The sequence below is a fragment of the Pseudonocardia sp. P-1 genome, assembly GCF_058111925.1.
Window position 1 is genome coordinate 1,469,383 of sequence record NZ_CM176614.1, and the last position, 20,186, is coordinate 1,489,568.

18 protein-coding genes and 1 pseudogene are annotated in these 20,186 nt (G+C 73.8%); 11 read left to right on the forward strand and 8 right to left on the reverse strand.

What is annotated here, in order from left to right; translation table 11 throughout:
- Positions 1–205: 205 nt before the first annotated feature.
- Together AC0GKK_RS07035 and AC0GKK_RS07040 are read right to left on the reverse strand one after the other, a co-directional pair.
- Entirely contained in the window at positions 206–511 is a 306-nt protein-coding gene (locus AC0GKK_RS07035) for a hypothetical protein (protein WP_224403143.1), read from the reverse strand.
- Between the two features lie 73 nt (positions 512–584).
- A complete protein-coding gene (locus AC0GKK_RS07040; RefSeq protein WP_062401261.1) occupies positions 585–758 on the reverse strand; it encodes a CsbD family protein in 174 nt (57 codons plus the stop codon).
- 118 nt (positions 759–876) lie between these two features.
- Between AC0GKK_RS07040 and AC0GKK_RS07045 the strand changes: the two genes are divergently transcribed.
- From AC0GKK_RS07045 to AC0GKK_RS07055, 3 genes are read left to right on the forward strand one after another with little or no spacing between them, the layout of a single operon-like run.
- Positions 877–1,515, forward strand: coding sequence for an RNA polymerase sigma factor (locus AC0GKK_RS07045; protein WP_489883428.1), 639 nt, complete (start codon positions 877–879; stop codon positions 1,513–1,515).
- Positions 1,506–2,078, forward strand: a complete 573-nt coding sequence (locus tag AC0GKK_RS07050) for an Asp23/Gls24 family envelope stress response protein (protein WP_489883429.1) — start codon at positions 1,506–1,508, stop codon at positions 2,076–2,078. Before AC0GKK_RS07045 ends, AC0GKK_RS07050 begins: the two co-directional genes overlap by 10 nt.
- Positions 2,075–2,437 carry an Asp23/Gls24 family envelope stress response protein gene (locus tag AC0GKK_RS07055; protein ID WP_489883430.1) on the forward strand — a complete coding sequence of 121 codons (363 nt, stop codon included), beginning with the start codon at positions 2,075–2,077 and terminating at the stop codon, positions 2,435–2,437. The genes AC0GKK_RS07050 and AC0GKK_RS07055 overlap by 4 nt, the downstream gene beginning before the upstream one ends.
- Before the next feature lie 37 nt (positions 2,438–2,474).
- Here the strand turns inward: AC0GKK_RS07055 and AC0GKK_RS07060 are convergent, their stop codons facing one another.
- Positions 2,475–3,296, reverse strand: a complete 822-nt coding sequence (locus tag AC0GKK_RS07060) for a (2Fe-2S)-binding protein (protein WP_489883431.1) — start codon at positions 3,294–3,296, stop codon at positions 2,475–2,477.
- A gap of 587 nt (positions 3,297–3,883) precedes the next feature.
- Between AC0GKK_RS07060 and gltB the strand changes: the two genes are divergently transcribed.
- Positions 3,884–8,368 (forward strand): glutamate synthase large subunit, encoded by a 4,485-nt coding sequence (gltB, locus tag AC0GKK_RS07065; RefSeq protein ID WP_489883993.1) that lies wholly within the window; start codon positions 3,884–3,886, stop codon positions 8,366–8,368.
- Positions 8,361–9,812: a glutamate synthase subunit beta gene (locus tag AC0GKK_RS07070; RefSeq protein ID WP_489883432.1), complete on the forward strand. Its 1,452-nt coding sequence runs from the start codon at positions 8,361–8,363 to the stop codon at positions 9,810–9,812. The genes gltB and AC0GKK_RS07070 overlap by 8 nt, the downstream gene beginning before the upstream one ends.
- A gap of 60 nt (positions 9,813–9,872) precedes the next feature.
- Here the strand turns inward: AC0GKK_RS07070 and AC0GKK_RS07075 are convergent, their stop codons facing one another.
- The gene (locus AC0GKK_RS07075; RefSeq protein ID WP_405418485.1) at positions 9,873–10,127 is read right to left on the reverse strand and encodes a hypothetical protein; all 255 of its coding nucleotides are present in this window, start codon (positions 10,125–10,127) and stop codon (positions 9,873–9,875) included.
- A 392-nt stretch (positions 10,128–10,519) separates the two neighbouring features.
- On the opposite strand from AC0GKK_RS07075, the gene AC0GKK_RS07080 reads away from it, so the two are divergent.
- Both AC0GKK_RS07080 and AC0GKK_RS07085 read left to right on the forward strand, forming a co-directional pair.
- The gene (locus AC0GKK_RS07080; protein ID WP_476654194.1) at positions 10,520–10,918 is read left to right on the forward strand and encodes a DoxX family protein; all 399 of its coding nucleotides are present in this window, start codon (positions 10,520–10,522) and stop codon (positions 10,916–10,918) included.
- A 103-nt stretch (positions 10,919–11,021) separates the two neighbouring features.
- Entirely contained in the window at positions 11,022–11,918 is an 897-nt protein-coding gene (locus tag AC0GKK_RS07085; RefSeq protein WP_489883433.1) for a DUF2188 domain-containing protein, read from the forward strand.
- 63 nt (positions 11,919–11,981) lie between these two features.
- Here the strand turns inward: AC0GKK_RS07085 and AC0GKK_RS07090 are convergent, their stop codons facing one another.
- The gene (locus AC0GKK_RS07090; protein ID WP_405418489.1) at positions 11,982–13,142 is read right to left on the reverse strand and encodes a PIN domain-containing protein; all 1,161 of its coding nucleotides are present in this window, start codon (positions 13,140–13,142) and stop codon (positions 11,982–11,984) included.
- Between the two features lie 54 nt (positions 13,143–13,196).
- Here AC0GKK_RS07090 and AC0GKK_RS07095 point away from each other — a divergent pair, with 54 nt between their 5' ends.
- Complete coding sequence (locus AC0GKK_RS07095) at positions 13,197–13,769, forward strand: maleylpyruvate isomerase N-terminal domain-containing protein (RefSeq protein WP_489883434.1); 573 nt, start codon at positions 13,197–13,199, stop codon at positions 13,767–13,769.
- 32 nt (positions 13,770–13,801) lie between these two features.
- Here the strand turns inward: AC0GKK_RS07095 and AC0GKK_RS07100 are convergent, their stop codons facing one another.
- Positions 13,802–14,080 carry a hypothetical protein gene (locus AC0GKK_RS07100; RefSeq protein WP_489883435.1) on the reverse strand — a complete coding sequence of 93 codons (279 nt, stop codon included), beginning with the start codon at positions 14,078–14,080 and terminating at the stop codon, positions 13,802–13,804.
- A gap of 146 nt (positions 14,081–14,226) precedes the next feature.
- Here AC0GKK_RS07100 and AC0GKK_RS07105 point away from each other — a divergent pair.
- Together AC0GKK_RS07105 and AC0GKK_RS07110 are read left to right on the forward strand one after the other, a co-directional pair.
- Positions 14,227–15,197, forward strand: a pseudogene (locus AC0GKK_RS07105) (IS481 family transposase).
- Between the two features lie 372 nt (positions 15,198–15,569).
- A complete protein-coding gene (locus tag AC0GKK_RS07110; protein ID WP_489883436.1) occupies positions 15,570–16,694 on the forward strand; it encodes an alpha/beta hydrolase in 1,125 nt (374 codons plus the stop codon).
- 7 nt (positions 16,695–16,701) lie between these two features.
- On the opposite strand, the gene modA is transcribed toward AC0GKK_RS07110, so the two are convergent.
- Positions 16,702–17,499: a molybdate ABC transporter substrate-binding protein gene (modA, locus tag AC0GKK_RS07115; RefSeq protein ID WP_489883437.1), complete on the reverse strand. Its 798-nt coding sequence runs from the start codon at positions 17,497–17,499 to the stop codon at positions 16,702–16,704.
- Positions 17,500–17,854: 355 nt separating this feature from the next.
- On the opposite strand from modA, the gene AC0GKK_RS07120 reads away from it, so the two are divergent.
- Positions 17,855–19,006, forward strand: coding sequence for a hypothetical protein (locus AC0GKK_RS07120; protein WP_489883438.1), 1,152 nt, complete (start codon positions 17,855–17,857; stop codon positions 19,004–19,006).
- Positions 19,007–19,034: 28 nt separating this feature from the next.
- On the opposite strand, the gene AC0GKK_RS07125 is transcribed toward AC0GKK_RS07120, so the two are convergent.
- Positions 19,035–20,165 (reverse strand): regulatory protein RecX, encoded by a 1,131-nt coding sequence (locus AC0GKK_RS07125; RefSeq protein ID WP_489883439.1) that lies wholly within the window; start codon positions 20,163–20,165, stop codon positions 19,035–19,037.
- Between the last annotated feature and the right edge of the window lie 21 nt (positions 20,166–20,186).

Below are 20,186 nucleotides of genomic sequence, written 5' to 3' on the forward strand. Positions count from 1 at the left end.
ACTCCTTGGGCGGTACGAGTGCTGCAACGGGCCGCGGCTCGCGCGGCCCCCGGTCGGTGGCCCCGCCCGCCGGCGCCGGACGATCCCGGCTCTGCGCCGGGCGTCCCGTGCCACCGGCCGCCGGGTACGTGGGACGCGCCCGGTGACGGCGGGGCTCGCGCGAGTCTAGGCGAGCCCGGTCACCGTGCGACGGCCCGGGCGCGGCTCAGGGTGCGACGGCCCCGCCCGCACCGACGTCGGCGACGGTCACGTCGACGGCCAGGGTGTCGTCACCGAGGACGGCACGGACCCGGTCGGCGACCTCGTCGGCGACCACGGCGAACGGCCTGCCCAGCCGGAGGACGACGGCGATCTCCACCGGGTCGGCCAGCCGCACACCCTGGACCCGGTGCCCGGGCAGGTACGACGCGATCGAGCCGAACGGGCCGCCGTCGAGCCGCAGCACCGACGGGTGGGCGAGCACGGCGTCCGCGACGGCCTGCGGGCCGGGTCCTGCGGCGGGGTCGGTCACGGGTCGGACCCTAGCCACACACGACGGCGGCGGCACCCCGCTGCGGGGTGCCGCCGCCGTCGTCGTGCGCGGGTCAGCTCTTGAAGGTGTCCTTGAGCTTCTCGCCGGCCTGCTTCAGGTTGCCGGTGGCCTGGTCCGCCTTGCCCTCGGCCTGCAGGTCCTTGTCGTCGGTGGCCTTGCCGGTGGCCTCCTTGGCCTTGCCACCCAGCTCCTCGGCCTTGTTGCTGATCTTGTCTCCGAGACCCATGGGGCTCACCTGCTTCCTGATCGCGTGTCCGGCGGGCGGGGGTGCGAGCCGGTCGCTACCGTCGCTGACGGGGTGGACTACCCCCACCCTCCACTTCCCACACCCCGACGGGGCGTCCATGGCGAACGCACAGGTCAGCGGCCCACCGCCCGCCGGGCCCCCGGGCCCCCGCGTGCCGTCGGCACGGCCGGCGCGGGTGCCGTCGCGGGCCGCGCTGGACGAGACCACGCTGGTCGTCCGGGCCCAGGACGGCGACGTCGGCGCCTTCGAGGAGCTGGCCCGCCGCCACCAGAACGCCCTGTTCCGGGTCGCGGTCCGGGTGCTCGGCGACGCCACCGACGCCGAGGACGCCCTGCAGGACGCGCTCATCGACGCCTGGCGGCGGATCGGCAGCTTCCGCGGCGAGGCGGCCTTCTCCACATGGATGTACCGCATCGTCACCCACCGCTGCACCGCGCTGGTCCGGCGGCGGCGACGGACCGACCCGCTCCCGACCGACGACGGGCCGGGCGCCCCGGCCGACGACCGCTCCCCCACCCCGGAGCGGGCGGCCGAGGTCGACGCGGAGATGGCGGCCCTGTCGCGGGCCGTCGCGTCGCTGCCGGAGGACCAGCGCACGGCCTGGGTGCTGCGGGAGCTGGAGGGGCTGGGCTACAGCGAGATCTCGCAGATCACCGGGGCGGGTGAGACCGCCGTCCGCGGCCGGATCCACCGGGCGCGCGGGGCACTCGCGGAGAGGATGCGGGCATGGCGGTAGAGAGGAGCGGGGCGGAGCGCGTCGAGCCACTGGCCTGCGGCCGGGACGCCGCCGACGTCTGGGACCACGCGGAGGCGGGTGTGCTCGACGAGCACGAGCTGACCTGTCCGCACTGCGTGCGCGCGCACGCGGACCACGACCGGCTCGGCGGGCTGGTGGCGCGGATGGCGGCCGAGCCGCTGCGGCCGCCGCCGTCGGTGCTGGAGCAGGTGATGGGCGCGGTCGTCGCGGACCTGCGCCCGCACGAGCTGCTCGCCCTGGGGCCGGACGCCTGGCTGGGCAGGCCGACCGCGGAGGCGGCGCTGCGGCACGTCGTGGACACGATGGACGGGCTGCGGGCCCGCCGGTGCCGGATCGAGCAGCTGCGCGCCCCGGACGGTTCCGGGGAAGGCCCGGCCGCGGTGTGGGTGCGGGTGACCGTCGCGGCCCGGTTCGGGGTCGACCTCGCCTCGGTCACCGCGCGCGTCCGGCAGATGATGATCTCGGCAGGGGACCGCACGCTCGGCGTGCCGATCGCCGGGGTCGACATCCTGGTCGAGGACCTGTGGGAGGAACCGGCATGAGCGGGCGCACGACGGTCACCGTCTCCGACCTGGCCGTCGCACGGGTGGCGGCGCGGCGGGTCCGGCGGGTGCCGGGGGTGGCGGCGCTGATGGGCGACGTCACGCAGACCCTGCTGGGACTGGCCGCGGACTGGCTGCCCCGCGACCCGATCCCCGAGGAGCTGCGGGTGCAGGGCCTGGTCGCGTCGGTGCACGGGCACGAGGCCGAGATCCGGGTGACGGTCGGGGTGCGGTTCGGCACGAACTGCGCCGAGCTGGCCGAGCGGGTGCGCCGGGAGGTGACCGAGGAGGTCGCGACGGTGTGCGGCCTCGACGCCCGGGTGCGGGTGACCGTCGCCGACATCGCGCTGCCGGCCTGAGCCGCGGTCCCCTCTCTCCCCGCGCGCGGGGAGCGGGTCAGGCCCGGCCGGCGAGCACGCAGTCGCCGCAGGTCCCGCCGCCGGGGGCGCGGACGTAGAGGCAGCAGGAACGGCGCCGGAACGCCCACTCGGTGTCCGGGTCGGTGTCGTCGAGGCGGAGCAGCCGGCCGGTGGCACCCGGCGGCAGCGGCCCGCGCAGCACCGGGTGGTCGGCGAGCGCGTCGAGCAGGGCCAGGTAGCGGCGCCGGTCCGGGCGTCGCACGGCCTCCATGACCCGTGCCGCCCCGCCGATCGAGGACACGACGTTGCCGCGCAGCACCCGCGGCGACACGACGGCCCGGGCCGCGACGGCGGCGTACAGCGGATCGAGGTGGGTGGCGGCGAGCTCGCGGGCCAGCAGGTCCGCGGCGCCGGCCGGGTCGTCGGCGACGTCCGGGGTGGCGACGCCGGTGGACCCGGCGGGCAGGCTCGGCGCCCACGGGTCGTCGGCGCCGGAGTCGCGGCGCAGCTCCCCGAGCGACGGGAGCACACCGTGCAGGGCCACGGCCGCGAAGGGCATCGACACGATCCGCGCCGCGAGCCCCATCACCGCCACCGAGGCCCCGATCCGCCGGTCCCCGCCGAGCGCGGTGGTGACCTCGTCGATCCGCCGGCCGAGCGGGTCCGGGCCGCCGGGGACCGGCGCGGTGTGGAGGTCGTCCCACCGGACGGTCCCGGAGGCGGCGGGGGTCGCCACCGCGAACCAGGGACCGATCGTCGCGACGTCGGAGAGGACCTCCGCCACCCGGCCGTCGGTCACCCGCCCGGGTGAAGCGGGCGGCCGCCCGGGTGTGGCGACGCGGATCGGGGGCACGTTCACGAGGGGCCAGTCTGCCCGACCCGGGGACGCGCTGCGTAACGGTCCGGACGCCCCCGGCGATCCCATGCAGTAGAAGGCCGGTCCCGACGGATGGTCACGCCTCGCTCACCGTCCGGACACGGGACGGCAACGTTGACCTGCTCGCATGGTCAGCGATCCACATCACGGGACCGGTGGGCCGCTCTCAGTAGCGCACCCCGGTGGCGACGTGCGACTCTGTGCACTCGCCAGACCGCACTCGCCGGGGTGTGCGGTCGAACCGTGCCGCAGGAATGGCCGGGTACTGGAAGTCAGCGCCCGGCCGCTCGGCGTGCCCGGAGGAAGATTCCGTCCGCCGGTCACCCACCCGGCGGCACGGTGCACCTGAACGGCCCTCGTCGCACGTCCCACTCGGGCTGCGCGCTGTATCCTGAGAACTTTCTTCGGACCGCAGCGAGCTGCCCGGTCCGGGTCGTCCGATGCGGGTGACTCCAGGTGCACCGAGACGACAGGAGGAGCAGTTGGCCGCGATCAGTGACCAGACGCGTCGCCCCTCGCCCGGTGGGCTGTACGCCGCCGATCACGAGCACGACGCCTGCGGTGTGGCCATGTTGGCCGACGTCACCGGCAAGCGGAGCCATGCCATCGTGCAGAAGGCCATCGAGGCCCTGCTGCGACTGGAGCACCGCGGTGCGCGTGGCGCCGAGTACAACACCGGTGACGGTGCCGGGATCCTGATCCAGGTCCCGGACGCGTTCTACCGCGAGGTCACCGACTTCGACCTGCCCGCGGAGGGCGCCTACGCCACCGGCATCGCGATGCTGCCGCGTGACGAGGCCGAGGCCGCCGCGGCGATCGAGCGGATCGGCGAACTCGCCGCCGAGGAGGACCTCACCGTCCTGGGGTGGCGCGAGCTGCCCACCGACCCCGACGCCGCGGACCTGGGCTCGATCGCCCGGGACGCGATGCCCGGGTTCCGCCAGCTGTTCGTCGGCGGCGTGGAGCTGGCCGGGGACTCCCCCGGCACCGCCCCGGCCGGCATCGACCTGGAGCGTCGGGCGTTCTGCTTCCGCAAGCGGGTCGAGCACGACACCGAGACCTACTTCCCGTCGCTCTCGCCGCGCACCGTCATCTACAAGGGCATGCTCGCCGAGCCCCAGGTCGCGGCGTTCTACCCGGACCTGAACGACGAGCGCGTCACCTCGGCGCTCGCGATCGTGCACTCGCGCTTCTCCACGAACACGTTCCCGGCGTGGCCGCTGGCGCACCCGTTCCGCTACGTGGCGCACAACGGTGAGATCAACACGCTGCGCGGCAACCGGAACTGGATGGCGGCCCGCGAGTCGCTGCTGGAGTCCGCGAACCTGCCCGGCGACCTGTCGCGGCTGACCCCGATCGTCACCCCGGACGCGTCGGACTCGGCCACCTTCGACGAGGTCCTGGAGCTGCTGCACCTGTCCGGGCGCAGCCTGCCGCACGCGGTGCTGATGATGATCCCGGAGGCCTGGGAGCACAACACCGAGATGGACCCCGCCCGGCGGGCGTTCTACGAGTACCACTCCACGCTGATGGAGCCGTGGGACGGACCGGCCCTGGTGGCGTTCACCGACGGCACCCGGATCGGCGCGGTGCTGGACCGCAACGGTCTGCGCCCGGCCCGCTACTGGGTCACCGAGGACGGCCTGGTCGTGCTCGCCTCCGAGGTCGGCGTGCTGGACGTCGCGCCCGACAAGGTCGTCCGCAAGGGCCGCCTCGAGCCGGGCCGCATGTTCCTCATCGACACCGAGCGCGGCAAGATCGTCGACGACGACGAGGTCAAGGGCGCGCTGGCCGCCGAGCAGCCGTACGCCGACTGGCTGCACGCCGGACTGATCCGGCTCGACGACCTGCCCGCGCGTACCCGCGAGACCCCGACCCACGAGACGCTCAACCTGCGTCAGCAGGCCCTCGGCTACACCGAGGAGGAGCTCAACGTCCTGCTCCGCCCGATGGCGGTCACCGGGGCGGAGCCGATCGGCTCGATGGGCAACGACGCGCCGATCGCCGCGATCGCCGAGCGCCCGCGCCAGCTCTACGACTACTTCATCCAGCTGTTCGCCCAGGTCACCAACCCGCCGCTGGACGCGATCCGCGAGGAGCTCGTCACCTCGCTGTTCAGCCAGCTCGGGCCGGAGCAGAACCTGCTCGACGCGACGCCGGCGCACTGCCGGACGATCGTCGTGCCGTTCCCGGTGCTGACCAACGACGACCTGGCGAAGATCGTCCACATCAACGACGACGGGGAGTTCCCCGGCTTCGCCTCGCACGTCGTCCGCGGCACGTTCACCGCCCGCGACGGCGGCAAGGGCATGCTCTCGCGGCTGGCCGAGATCAAGCAGGAGGTGTCCCGCGCGATCGAGAACGGGGCCCGCCTGATCGTGCTGTCCCAGCGCGGGGTGGACGCCGAGCACGCGCCGATCCCGTCGCTGCTGCTCACCGGCACCGTGCACCACCACCTCGTCCGGGAGCGCTCGCGCACCCGCGTCGGGCTGGTCGTGGAGTCCGCGGACGCCCGCGAGGTGCACCACATCGCGCTGCTGCTCGGCTACGGCGCCTCCGCGGTGAACCCGTACCTGGCGATGGCCACGGTCGAGGACCTCGCCGAGCGCGGCGACGTCCCGGGCGTCGACGGCCGGACCGCGGCGAAGAACCTGGTCAAGGCGCTCGGCAAGGGCGTCCGCAAGACCATGTCGAAGATGGGTGTCTCGACGGTCGCGTCCTACACCGGCGCGCAGATCTTCGAGGCCGTCGGCCTGGGCTCCGACGTCATCGACGCGGCCTTCCGGGGCACCGCGTCGCGGATCGGCGGCGTCGGCTTCGACGTCCTCGCCGAGGAGGTCCTCTCCCACCACCGCCGCGCGTACCCCGCCGACGACGTCCGTGCCTCGCACCGGGCGCTGCCGGTCGGCGGCGAGTACCAGTGGCGCCGCGAGGGCGAGCTGCACCTGTTCAACCCGCAGACCGTCTTCAAGCTGCAGCACTCCACGCGGGCCGGGAAGTACGAGGTCTTCAAGGAGTACACGAAGGCCGTCGACGAGCAGGCGAAGCGGCTGATGACGCTGCGCGGCCTGTTCCGGTTCAAGGACGGCCTGCGCGAGCCGGTCTCGATCGACGAGGTCGAGTCCGTCGAGTCGATCATGACCCGGTTCGCGACCGGCGCGATCTCCTACGGCTCCATCTCCCAGGAGATGCACGAGACCCTGGCGATCGCGATGAACCGCATCGGCGGCCGCTCGAACACCGGTGAGGGCGGCGAGGACCCGGACCGCTTCACCCCGGACCCGAACGGGGACTCGCGCCGCAGCGCGGTCAAGCAGGCGGCGTCCGGCCGGTTCGGCGTCACCAGCGAGTACCTGGTCAACGCCGACGACATCCAGATCAAGATCGCCCAGGGTGCCAAGCCCGGCGAGGGCGGTCAGCTGCCCGGCGGCAAGGTCTACCCGTGGATCGCGACCACCCGGTACTCGACGCCGGGTGTCGGCCTCATCTCGCCGCCGCCGCACCACGACATCTACTCGATCGAGGACATCAAGCAGCTCATCCACGACCTGAAGAACGCCAACCCGCGGGCCCGCATCCACGTGAAGCTGGTGTCCCAGGTCGGCGTCGGGACCGTGGCGGCCGGCGTGTCCAAGGCGCACTCCGACGTCGTGCTCATCTCGGGCCACGACGGCGGCACCGGCGCCTCGCCGCTGTCCTCGATCAAGCACGCGGGTGGTCCCTGGGAGCTCGGCCTGGCCGAGACCCAGCAGACGCTGATGGCCAACGGGCTGCGCGACCGGATCACGGTCCAGGCCGACGGCCAGCTCAAGACCGGTCGTGACGTCGTCATCGCGGCGCTGCTGGGCGCCGAGGAGTACGGCTTCGCCACCGCCCCGCTGGTGGTCTCGGGCTGCATCATGATGCGCGTCTGCCACCTGGACACCTGTCCGGTGGGCGTCGCGACGCAGAACCCGGAGCTGCGCAAGAAGTTCAACGGCAAGGCCGAGTACGTCGTGAACTTCATGAGGTTCGTGGCGCAGGAGGTTCGCGAGATCCTCGCCGAGCTGGGCTTCCGCTCGCTCGACGAGGCGATCGGCCGGGCCGACGTGCTCGACGTCGACTCCGCCGCCCAGCACTGGAAGTCCCGGCACCTGGACCTCTCGCCGATCTTCCGGATCGCCGACGTGCCGGACGACGCGCCGCGCAAGCGGACCCGCGAGCAGGACCACGGCCTGGACAAGGCGCTGGACAACACCATGATCCAGCTGGCCGAGGGCGCGCTGCGCAACGGCGACCGGGTCCGCCTGGACCTGCCGGTGCGCAACGTCAACCGCACGGTCGGGACCATGCTCGGGTCCGAGCTGACCCGGGCGCACGGTGGCAAGGGCCTGCCCGACGACACGATCGACATCACGTTCACCGGCGCGGCCGGGCAGAGCTTCGGTGCCTTCGTGCCCAAGGGCATCACGCTGCGGCTGGTCGGCGACACCAACGACTACTTCGGCAAGGGCCTGTCCGGTGGCCGGCTGACCCTGCAGCCGGACCCGTCGTCGCCGTTCGCCGCCGAGGAGAACGTCATCGCCGGCAACGTGATCGGCTACGGCGCGACCTCGGGCGAGATGTTCATCCGCGGTGTCGTCGGCGAGCGGTTCTGCGTCCGGAACTCGGGCGCGGTGGCCGTCGTCGAGGGCGTCGGTGACCACGGTTGCGAGTACATGACCGGTGGCCGGGTCGTCGTCCTCGGGCGGACCGGGCGCAACTTCGCGGCCGGCATGTCCGGTGGCGTCGCCTACCTGCTCGACATCGACAAGAACCGGGTCAACCCGGAGATGGTCGACCTCGACCCGCTGTCGGACGAGGACCGCTCGATCGTGCACGACCTCGTCGAGCGGCACCACGCAGAGACCGGCTCCGCGGTGGCGCACGCGCTGCTCACCGACTGGGACAACGCGGTCGAGCGGTTCGGCAAGGTCATGCCCAAGGACTACAAGCGCGTGCTGCTCGCGACGGAGAACGCCGAGCGCGAGGGCCGCGATGTCAACCAGGCGATCATGGAGGCTGCTCATGGGTGACCCCAAGGGCTTCATGACCACTCCTCGGCAGACGCCCACCCGGCGGCCGGTGGACCTGCGGCTGATGGACTGGCGCGAGGTCTACGAGGACTTCCCGACCACGACCCTGGAGTCCCAGGCCGGGCGCTGCATGAACTGCGGCATCCCGTTCTGCCACCAGGGCTGTCCGCTCGGGAACCTCATCCCCGAGTGGAACGACCTGGTCTACCGCCACGACTGGCGGGAGGCGATCGAGCGGCTGCACGCCACGAACAACTTCCCGGAGTTCACCGGGACGCTGTGCCCCGCCCCGTGCGAGGCGGCGTGCGTGCTGGCCATCAACGACGACGCGGTCACGATCAAGCAGGTCGAGATCGAGATCATCGACAAGGCCTGGGACGAGGGCTGGGTCGGCCCGCAGGTGCCCGAGGTGAAGACCGGCAAGAAGGTCGCCGTCGTCGGGTCGGGTCCGGCCGGGCTGGCCGCCGCCCAGCAGCTGACCCGGGTGGGGCACGACGTCGTCGTGTTCGAGCGGGCCGACCGCATCGGCGGGCTGCTGCGCTACGGCATCCCCGAGTTCAAGATGGAGAAGGCGCGCCTGGACCGGCGCCTGGCGCAGATGGTCGCCGAGGGCACCCACTTCCGGGCCTCGGTCGACGTCGGCACCGACATCACCGTCGAGCAGCTGCGGGCCGACTTCGACGCGGTCGTCCTCGCCGGTGGCGCGACGGCGTGGCGCGACCTGCCCGCCGACGGCCGCGACGCCGAGGGCGTCTACCAGGCGATGGAGTTCCTGCCGTGGGCCAACCACGTGCAGCAGGGCGACATGGACGCGCCGCCCATCTCCGCCGAGGGCAAGGACGTCGTGATCATCGGCGGCGGTGACACCGGCGCCGACTGCCTGGGCACCTCGCACCGTCAGGGCGCGAAGTCGGTGACCCAGCTGGAGATCATGCCGACGCCGCCGGAGCACCGCACCGACGGCATGCCCTGGCCGACCTACCCGATGGTCTACCGCGTCTCCTCGGCCCACGAGGAGGGCGGCGAACGCCTGTTCTCGGTCAACACGACCGAGTTCGTGAAGGACGCCGACGGCAAGCTCGCCGGCATCCGGATCGTCGAGGTCACGCGCGGCGAGAAGGGCTTCGAGCCGGTCGAGGGCACCGAGAAGGAGCTCCCGGCCCAGCTGGTGCTCCTCGCGATGGGCTTCGTCGGCCCGGAGAAGGGCGCCCTGCTGAACGACCTCGAGGTCGATCTCGACGAGCGCGGCAACGTCGCCCGCGACGACCGCTACATGTCCTCGGTCGACGGTGTGTTCGTCGCCGGTGACATCGGCCGCGGCCAGTCGCTGATCGTGTGGGCCATCGCCGAAGGCCGCTCCGCGGCCGCCGGTGTGGACGAGTGGCTCACCGGCCGCTCGGTGCTGCCCCGCCCGATCAACCCGGGCGACCGCCAGATCGCCTGACGTCGTACACGCGCACGAGGGGCCCGGCCGCACAGGCCGGGCCCCTCTCGTGTGTCGGGGTCAGTCCACGCGTTCCAGCTCGTACGCGTCGTCGCCGATCCAGATCCGCACGCCCTCGGCGTCGTCGGAGATGTAGCCGTCCTCGTCCTCGCCGAGCTCGCGGATCGCGCCGAGGGCGAGCCGGTCGAACTCCACGACGCCGTCACCCACGTCGACCGGCCGGTACTCCCGGGCCAGCATGGCGGTGCGGCACTGCGTAGCCAGCCACGTCGCGTTCTCCGTACCGACCTCGACCCGCCACCGCTCATCGCGCATGCGACGAGTATGCCCCGGATCTCTCCGTCCGTCGCCGGTCTTCTACCGGCGATCGTGACGGAATGCTCCCCGCCGGACGCACACCGCGATCCGCTCCCGCCCGTCGCGGGGGCGGCGCCGCTCACGGTGGCGGGCGAGACAGGGGCCACTGCACCCACAACCCGACGGCGGGTCGGGCGTTGAACCCCGTGACCGGCATCTGCAGAACCGGGAGCCCCTGTCGATGCCGGGCACCATCGGGTCATCGGGTACCGCGGCCACGCGCCGCGGGCCCGATGCCCGGTGGTGTATCCCGCGCCGGTCGCCGCGCGCGGCGATGAGTTCTCCGGGGCCCGCCGGTCGTAGGCGGTGAGTGCCCCGGAACCGCCGGGGCCGTGCCCGCGGAGGCCACCATGACCGCCCCCTCCCCCACCCGTCGCATGCCGGTCGCCGCACACCGTGCGCTGTGGGTGCTGCAGATCCTGCTCGGCCTGTTCTTCGTCCTGGCCTCGGCGCTGCCGAAGTTCTGGGGCGACCCGTTCGCCGTCGCGATCTTCGACGGGATCGGCCTCGGACAGTGGCTGCGCTACGTCGTCGGGTTCCTCGAGCTGGCCGGCGGGATCGGCCTGTGCACCCGGCGCCTCGCCGCCCCGGCCGCCTCCGGGCTCGTCCTGCTGATGATCGGTGCGGCGCTCACCCAGGCGTTCGTCCTGCACGGCGGGGCCCTGGTCGTCATGCCGCTGGTCCTGGGCGCCCTGGCCGCCGTGATCGCGGTCGCGCGACGGAACGAGACGCTCGCCACGCCTCGCTGACCTGCGTTTACGCACAGCGATCATCGGGCATCTCCAGGGAGAGAAGACCGATCCGGACACCCCGGTTCGCCCGAGTCAGTCCCGCAAGGGGGAGGAACCCGGCATGGCCGACCGCCACGTCAAGCCGGTCGACGACGGCTGGACCGTCGAGAAGGAAGACGCCCAGCGCCCGAGTGCCCGTACGAGCACCCAGGCCGAGGCCATCACCCGGGCGGTGGAGATCATCGCCAACGACGGCGGCGGCAACCTCGTCGTGTACGGCACCGACGGCTCGGTGCGCGAACGCCGCTCCATCGACTCCGACGCCGACGGCGGCACCGCCACGAAGGCCGTCGCGAGCGCCACCGCCACCGGGGCCGGCGACACCGCGTCGAAGGCCGCCGAGACCACGGGCAAGGCCGCCGACAAGATCGGTGCCGACACGAGGACCACCGCCAAGAAGGTCGCCGGCGAGACCGGTGACAGTGCGGCGAAGGCCGGCGAGACCGTCAAGAAGGGCGCCGACAAGGTCGCCGCCGAGGCCCGCAAGGTCGACGACCAGGGCAAGGACCCGAAGAAGGCGGGCAAGGCCGCCGCCGAGGCCGCGAAGGCCACCGGCGAGCAGCTGGCCGGGAACGCCCAGCGCACCGGAAAGCAGGTCGCCGGCGAGGTGTCGGCGTCCGCGGAGCGGTCCGCCGCCACCGTCGAGGCCGTCGCCGAGCAGGGTGCCGACTCCGCGGTGCGCACCGCGGACCGGGCCGCGCGCGTGAGCGCCCGCGTCGAGGACGACCTCGACGACACCGGGGCCCGCCTGGCCCGCCGGCTCTACGAGAACGGCGAGCGTGCCGCCTCGCAGCTGGACGACTTCGCCCTGCGCGTCTACAAGCCGCTGAACCCGATCCGGTTCACCAGCCGCGTCGCCGCCGGGGCGGTCGCCACCGCGTTCGGGGTGACCGGTGCGGTCACCTCGCGCGCGGGCAAGCTGTTCCAGCGCGGGACCCGCAAGGCCGCAGGCCGCTGAGTCCCCGTCGTACCGCGACCGCGCCCCCGCCGACCCCGTCGGCGGGGGCGCGGTCGTCTGCGGTCAGGACGTCGGGCGCAGCACGTAGTCGCCGGTGTCGTCGCTCCACTCCATCGCGATGAGGTCCCGGGCGCGGGCCGCCTTCGCGAAGGACAGGAAGCTGCCGAAGCCGTAGCGCTTCTCGGAGAAGTCGGGCACCCGCTTGCGGAGCTGGTTCTTCAGCCCGGACAGCTGCGGCGGGTCCCCGGCCGCGGCGATCCCGCGCACCACGTCGACCAGCAGCGCGAACGCGTCGTGGTCGGCGTCCGGGTCGTCGGGCAGCGCCACCTCGGGGTCGCCCTGCGCCGCACCGGTGGTCAGCGTGACCGCACCGCGGTCCTGCAGGTGGCGCAGCAGCTCGCCGAAACCGCGGAAGCCGTGGTCGGCCTCGTCGAACGTGGGGTCCTTGCGCAGGATCGCGCGCTTGAGCCGCGACGCCAGCACAGTGCCGTCGGCCTGCCGGGCGAGACCGCCCAGGGTGCTGACGACGAGCCCCGCGACGTCGCGCTCCTCGGCGCCGGTGGTGGCGGTGTCGTCGCTGCCGTCGGAGAAGGTCACGTCGAACGGGTCCGGCGGGACGATCGGGGCCGGTTCCGGCTCCGGCGCCGGGACCGCGACCGGAGCGGGCGTCGACACCTGTCCCACGGCCGGGGCCGGGCGGGGACTCCCCCGGCGACGACGCGGCGGCGCGGGCGCCTGGGTCGGCTCGACACCGGGGAGCCGGTCGTAGAACAGGAACTCGTCGCAGGCGGGCGGCAGCAGCGCCGAGGTCGAGGACTGCACCCCGATCCCGATCACGCGTTTGTCCAGCTCGCGCAGCTTGTGCATGAGCGGGGTGAAGTCGGAGTCGCCGGTGCCGATGGCGAAGGTGGTGATGAACTCCCGCTCGTAGGCGAGCTCGATCGCGTCGACGGCGAGCTTGATGTCGGCCGCGTTCTTGCGGGAGCCGCCGATCCGCTGCGGGATCTCGATGAGCTCCACCTGGGCGCGGGCCATCAGGCGGCGGTCCTCGTCGAAGGAGGACCAGTCGGCGTAGGCGCGGCGGACCACGACCCGCCCGCGTTCGGCGAGCGCGTCGGCCACCGGGCCGAAGTCGAAGGGGACGACCCCGAGCCCGTCGCGGGCGCCGATCGCGAGATTCTCGTAGTCGAGCAGCAGTGCGATGCGTTCGTCCTCGTGGGCCACCGCGGAAGCCTAATGCGCTGGCCCGGATGCCCGCCCGCAGGGCACGGTGCTCCGATGCGCGCGGAGGACGTCGAGGACGCGGTGACGATGATCGTCGGAGCCCTGGGGACGGTGCCCGACGACGGCTGGTCCGCCCCGGCCGGACCGCTCGACTGGTCGTGCCGCGACACCGTGGTGCACGTCGCGGACGACCTGTTCGGCTACGCCGCCCAGGTGGCGCTCGCCCCGCCCGACGACTACCCGCCGTTCGGGATCGTGGTGCCCGGCGGCGTCGGCACCGCCGGGCTGCTGCAGGTCGTCGCGACCGGCGGGGCGATGCTCGCCGCCGCCGTCCGGACCGCACCCGCGGGGGTGCGCGGCTGGCACCCCTACGGCGACGCCGACGCCGCCGGGTTCGCCGCGATGGGCGTCACCGAGGTCCTGGTGCACACCCACGACATCACCCGGGCCACCGACCCGGCGTGGACGTTGCCGGCGGCGCCGTGCCGGGGCGTGCTCGCCCGGCTGTGGCCGGACGTCGACGCGGGCGACGACCCGGCCGGGGCGCTGCTGCACCACACCGGCCGGGCGTCGTGGCGCGGTGTGCCCGCGCCGGTCCGGTGGCGCTGGCACGGCGCGCCGCGCTGAGGGCGGTGCCGGGCGTCGGTGGGCGCGGGCGGTCAGCCGCGGTCCGTCTCCCCCTGCGACCCGCCCAGCGGCTGTTCGGCGACCTGACCGGTCCACGCGGCACGCGCCCCGGAGTCCCCGATCCGCACCGTCGTCACCACCGCCCCGACCGCGACGACGACGGCCAGCACGGCCACGACCACCGTCGCGACGGTCCCGCCGGGCGCCGTCCCGGCCGGGACCTCCGGGGCCCCGCCGCCGACCGTCGCGGGGACGCGGCGCGCGGCCCGGACCGCCACGACGTGGCGCACCGCGACCACGACGGCGACCACGGCCAGCCCGGCGGCCCACGGCAGCAGCCCGTCGCCTAGCTGTAGTGCCCATGACCGTTGTTGACGGCGTGGCGGCTTGAAATCAGGGAGACCTCCGGGCGAGGTGTGAGTTGTCGACGCTCACCCCGAACCACCCGGAGGTCTCCGTGGCCCACCGTAATGCCCGCCTGACCGAGCACGGACGCAAGCTGCTGGTCGAGCGTGTCATCGACCACCGACGCCCGGTCGCCCACGTCGCCGCCGAACTCGGGATCTCCCGCGCGACCGGTCACAAGTGGATCGCCCGCTATCGCGCCGAAGGCGAAGCCGGACTACGCGACCGTTCCAGCCGCGCCCACCGCATCCCCGGGCGCACCCGACCCGAACTCGAACAGCAGGTCCTCGCGCTACGCCGCGAACGCAAACTCGGCCCGCACCGCATCGGACCACTACTCGGCCTGCCCGCCTCGACAGTGCACGCGATCCTGACCCGCCACCAGATGTCACGGCTGGCCTGGATGGACCGCCCCACCGGGCAGGTGATCCGCCGCTACGAACGTGAACGCCCCGGCGAACTCGTCCACGTCGATGTGAAGAAGCTCGGCCGGCTACGCGACGGCGGCGGCTGGCGGGTCCACGGCCGCGACAGCCTCGAACGGCGTCGCGCCCGCTACGGCCCCGAGTCGGTTTCGACTTCGTCCACGCCGCGATCGACGACCACACCCGCCTGGCCTACGCCGAGATCCACCCCGACGAACGCGCGCAGACCTGCGCCGGGTTCCTCCGCCGGGCGGCGTCGTTCTTCGCCGAGCACGGCATCGCCCAGGTCGAACGGGTGATGACCGACAACGCGCTGGCCTACCGGCGCTCCGCGGCCTGGCGCGAGGCACTGACCGAGATCGGCGCCCAGGCCCGGTTCACCCGCCGCTACCGCCCACAGACCAACGGCAAAGCCGAACGGTTCAACCGAACACTGGCCGAGGAATGGGCCTACCAGCGTCCTTTCACCAGCAACGACGAGCGCGCCGCCGCGCTACCGGACTGGCTACACACCTACAACCACCACCGCTGCCACACCGCCATCGGCGGCCGACCACCCATCACCCGCGTCAACAACGGGGCTGGGAGTTACACCTAGCTCGGTGTGGGCCCGGATGAGCGGGGTCCGCGGCAGTCGGTGCTCCAGCCACTCCCCCGCCTCGGTGGTCACCGGGACCAGGGCCAGGGTGGCCGCGGCGAGCACCACGGTCGGCCAGACCAGACGCACCCGCGCCGCGGGCCAGACGGCGACCAGCACCAGCCCGAGGGCGGTCAGCGGGACCAGCACCACGACGCCGTGCACCAGCAGGATGTGCGCCGGCAGCCCGGCGATCGTCGACTCCACACCGACGACGCCAGGACCGGCGTCACCCCTCCGGACAGTGAACTCAGCAGATCCTCACCGGGTTCTCACCCGGGTCTCACAGCGGCAGGGGATGATCTCGCGGGCACGACACGAGGAGAACGGTCCATGGACGCCGGCACCACCGGGATCGACGCGGTCCCGATCACCACGTGGCAGTTCGTGACGGGGTTCGTCCTCGCCGGTGTGGTGCTCCTCGTGCTGACCGTCCTGGGGGTGCGGTGGGCCGGGCGGTCCCGGCACCGGTCGCTGCGGATCCTCGCGCGGCTGGGCGCGACGGGTGTCGTCGCGGTGGTGCTGTCGGCGAACGTCCTGGTCGGGGTGAACGCCGGGCTGGACTACCTGCGGACCGTCGGCGACGTGGCCGGGACCGGGCCGGTGGAGGGGATCGGGGTCGCCCAGCTGCTGCTGAGCCGGAAGGTCCCGGCCACCGGTCAGGTCGTGCAGATCCCGATCCCGGGCACGGCGTCGCACTTCGCGGCCCGGCCCGCGGTCGTGTGGGTGCCGCCCGCCTGGTACGAGCGGCCCCGGCCGCAGCTGCCGGTGATCGTGCTGCTGCACGGGACCCCCGGCCGTCCGGTGGACTGGGTGGACTCCGGGGGCGCCGCCGACGTCGCGAACGCCTGGGCCGCCCAGCACCACGGGGTGGCACCGATCCTGGTGATGCCCGACGTCAACGGGACCTACACCGCGGACTCCGAGTGCGTCGACACCCCGACCGCGAAGGTCGAGACCTACCTGACCCGCGACGTGCCCCGGGTGGTGAGCAGGCTGCTGGGGACACGGCCGCCGGGGCCGTCGTGGGCGGTGGCGGGGTTGTCCGAGGGCGGCAGCTGCGCGGCGATGCTGGCGCTGCGCCACCCCACGGTGTTCGCCGCGTTCGGTGACTACGCCGGACTGCTCGGCCCGCGGGTCGGGGACTCCAACGGTGGAGTCCCGGACACCGTCGCCGGGCTGTTCGGCGGGTCGCAGGCCGCGTTCGCCGCACACGACCCGGCGACGCTGCTGGCCGTGAACCGGGTCCCCGGGATCGCCGGCTGGTTCGAGGCGGGTGACGCCGACACCGACCCGGCCGCCGCCGCGCGCACACTCTCGGCGGTGGCGACCCGGGCCGGTGTCGAGAACCGGCTGGTGATCGTGCCCGGGGGCGGGCACGACTTCGACCTGTTCTCCCAGGCGCTGTCGGACTCCTACCCCTGGCTCGTGGGACGGGTGTCGGACCCCGCGCCCTGACCCGGGGTCAGGGGGCGCCGAAGCCGGCCGCCCCGAGGACCTGACGGCCCTCGTCGCCGTTCACGAACTGCACCCACTTCTGCGCCAGCTCGGCGTTCCTCGTGTTCGTCAGGACGACGATCGGGTACTGGTTGACCGCCTCCGACGCCTGCGGGATGTCGACGCCCTGCGCCTGCCCCTTTGACGCGGTGACGTCGGTCCGGTAGACGAGCCCGGCGTCGGCGTTGCCGGTGGTGACCTTCTGCAGCACCGACTTGACGTCCTGCTCCTCGGAGACGGGCGTGATCTCCACGCCGGCGGCCTTCTCCACCTTCTCCGTCGCCGAGCCGCACGGCACCTGCGGGGCGCAGACCACGGTCCGCAGACCGGGCCTGCCCAGGTCCTGCAGCGACGCGATCTGCTTCGGGTTCTGCGGCGCGACCGCGATCTGCAGGGTGTTGGTGGCGAAGACCTCGGGCTGCCCCTGGGCGTTGCCCGCGTCGGTCACCTTGGTCATGTTGTTCTGGTCGGCCGAGGCGAACACGTCGGCCGGGGCGCCCTGGTTGATCTGCTGGGCCAGGGCCGAGGACCCGGCGAAGTTGAACACCACGTCCGTGCCCGGGTTGGCGGCCTCGAACTTCTTCTCCAGGTCACCGAACGTGCCGGTCAGCGACGCCGCGGCGAACACCGTCAGCGTGCCGCCCTGCGCCTCGCCGCTCGGCTGCGCGGCGGTCCCGCCGCCCCCGGCTCCCCCGCCGCAGCCCGCCAGCGCGAACAGCGCCGTCGCCGCCAGCGCGGCGCCGGCCACTCGTCCTCTGATCCTCACGAACACCCTCCCGGGATCGACTCCTCGCGCCGTTCGCCGATCACGAACTGCGGCTCGGCGGGCATCTTATGCACGCAATCACCGGTTACGCACTATCGATCGGCACGCAGGACCGGATCTCCGCCGCGCGGCTCGACTGTGGACTCTCAGTGATCGCTCAGCGTCCTCTGGGCTTGCTCTGCGCAACGGCCGGAAGGGTCACCCGCGGCGGCGGATCGTGCCGCCACGACGCAGGAGGACGACGGCGCATGGTGCTGGAGACGCTGGTCCCGCCGGGGGCCCCGGCCCCGGGGACGACGGCGGTGGGGGCGCCCCGCGGGCGGGACGGGTCCACCCCGTGCCCGGCGGTGCGGCGGTGAGCGCGGTCGAGACCACCGTCGGGATCGCACCGGGCCCGGAGCCGTCGCGGCGTCGCCGCCGCAGGCGTCGGGCGGGTGCCGTGCTGGGGGTGCTCGTGGTGCTGCTCGGCGGCGCGGGCGCCGGGATGGGCGCGGTGACGCTCGCCGCGCCCCCCGGTACCGGGCCGGTCGAGGCGACCGCCGAATGGGCCCGCGACCACGGGCTGAACTGGCTGGTCACCGGCCTGGAGAAGCTCCAGTACGCCGTGGACACGCCGTCCGAGGGCGGTACCCCGGCCGGCGGGATCCCGCGGGCTCCGGGTGCGCTGTCCGACCCGGCGACGACGCCGCCGCTCGCCCCGGTCGCGGCGGGAGCCCCGCTGCCCGGGGAGGGCGTGTGGCAGACCGTCGTCGCCGCCCACGGGCGGCCCGCGGTGCAGGTGACGACGCTGCGGGTCGACGACACCCACACCTCCTACCTCGCCGGGGTGCTGCGGATGGACCCCGCGCTGGTGCGGGGCACCCTGCACCCGGGCGTCGGCGAGCCCGCCGGGCACTGGCACGCGTCGACGTCGCTGGCCGGGAGGGCGGGTGCCGGCGTGGCGGTGGCGTTCAACGGCGGGTTCAAGCTGTCCGACCCCAGTCGCAACGGCTACTACGCCGAGGGCCGCACGGTCGCGCCGCTGCTGCCCGGCAAGTCAGGCCTTGTCCTGCACACCGACGGCCGGGCCGACGTCGGGGCCTGGGGCACCGAGGTCGGGATGGGGCCGGACGTCGCGAGCGTGCGGCAGAACCTGCTCCCGCTCGTCGACGACGGCGCGGTGAACCCGACGTGCGCCACCGGCGGCACCGCGGAGTGGGGCAGCACGGTCGGGCAGAACGCGTTCGTCCACCGGTCCGGGTTCGGCGTGACCGCCGACTGCGCCGAGGTGTACGTCGCCGGACCGGCGCTGTCGGTGTGCACGCTGGGCAGGCTGCTCGCCGACGCCGGCGTGGTCCGCGGCATGGAGCTGGACATCAACCCGGCCTGGGTGAGCGGGACCTACTTCCACGACCGGCCCGGGCACACCCCGCAGGGGTTCGCGCTGTTCCCGGCCGAGCAGGTGCCGCCCACCCACTACCTCGCGCCGACGATGCGGGACTGGTTCGCCTGGTACCTGCGGTCGTGACCGGGCGGTGGGTCCCTCCCGGGACGGGTCAGTCCTCGGGCGGGGCCTCGCCCAGCTCGTCGGCCTCCGCACCGGCGGCGGCGATCTCCTCCTTGACCACCCCGTAGGCGACCCCGGGCCCGTAGCCCTTGCGCGCGAGCATGCCGACCAGCTTGCGGGCGCTGGACTGCCGCTCCTCGCGGCTCCCGACGGGCAGGCTCCGCAGCCGCCGTACGACGAGCTCGCGGGCCCGGTCGCGTTCGGAGTCGTCGTCGATACCGGTGAGCGCCTCGTCGGCGATCTCGCGGTCGACGCCCTTGCGGTGCAGCTCCATCGCGATCGCCCGCTTGCCGAGGCCGCGGTGGCGGTGGCGGGACCGGACCCACTGTTCGGCGAAGGCCTGGTCGTCGACGAGTCCGACCTCGTCGAACCGGTCGAGGACGCGGTGCGCGACCTCGTCGGGGATCTCCTTGCGACGCAGCGCGTCGCCGAGCTCCTTGACCGTGCGGGCGCGGTCGGTGAGCAGGCGCAGGCAGATGTCGCGGGCGCGGGTCTCCTGCTCCTGCGGTGTCTCGACGCGTGGGGTGGCGTCCTCGCCCCGACGTCTCCCCCGGCCACGGCCCTCTCCGCGGCGCCGGCCACGGGGGGTGGTGCTCTCCTCGACCGGGTCCGGCCCGGTGTCCTCGGGCGCGGCGGCACGGTCGGTCGCGCCTGCCACGGCGGCCGGACGCCGACGCGCGGTCGCGCCGTCGCGACGGGGTCCGCTGCGGCGAACGCCCCGTCCGGACAGCTCCTCGAAGGAGACCACACGGGGTGAGCCGGGTCCCGCACCGCCGACGCCGCCGTCGGCGCTCTCCCCGGAGGCCGGGTCGAGCCCGGGGCCGGGGCCGGGGCCGGGGCCGGGGCCGTCGAGGGTCAGCCTGCGGACCGGGGCGGGGGCCGCCGCCCCGTCCGTCGCGCCGTCCGCCGCCGGTCCCGTGGACCAGGCAGCCGGCGGGTCGGTCGCCGTCGTGGGGGCCTCGTCGGCACCGCTCAGCGCGGCGAACGAGACCTGGTGGGGGCTCGTGTCCCAGCCGGGGACCGCCGGGGGCTCGGCGACGGACTCGTCCGGCTCACCGCCGGTCGGGTCGGCGGTCCGGATCGCGGGCGGATCCTGCTCGTCGGTGACCGACGGGGTCACGCCGAACAGTTCGTCGAGCGG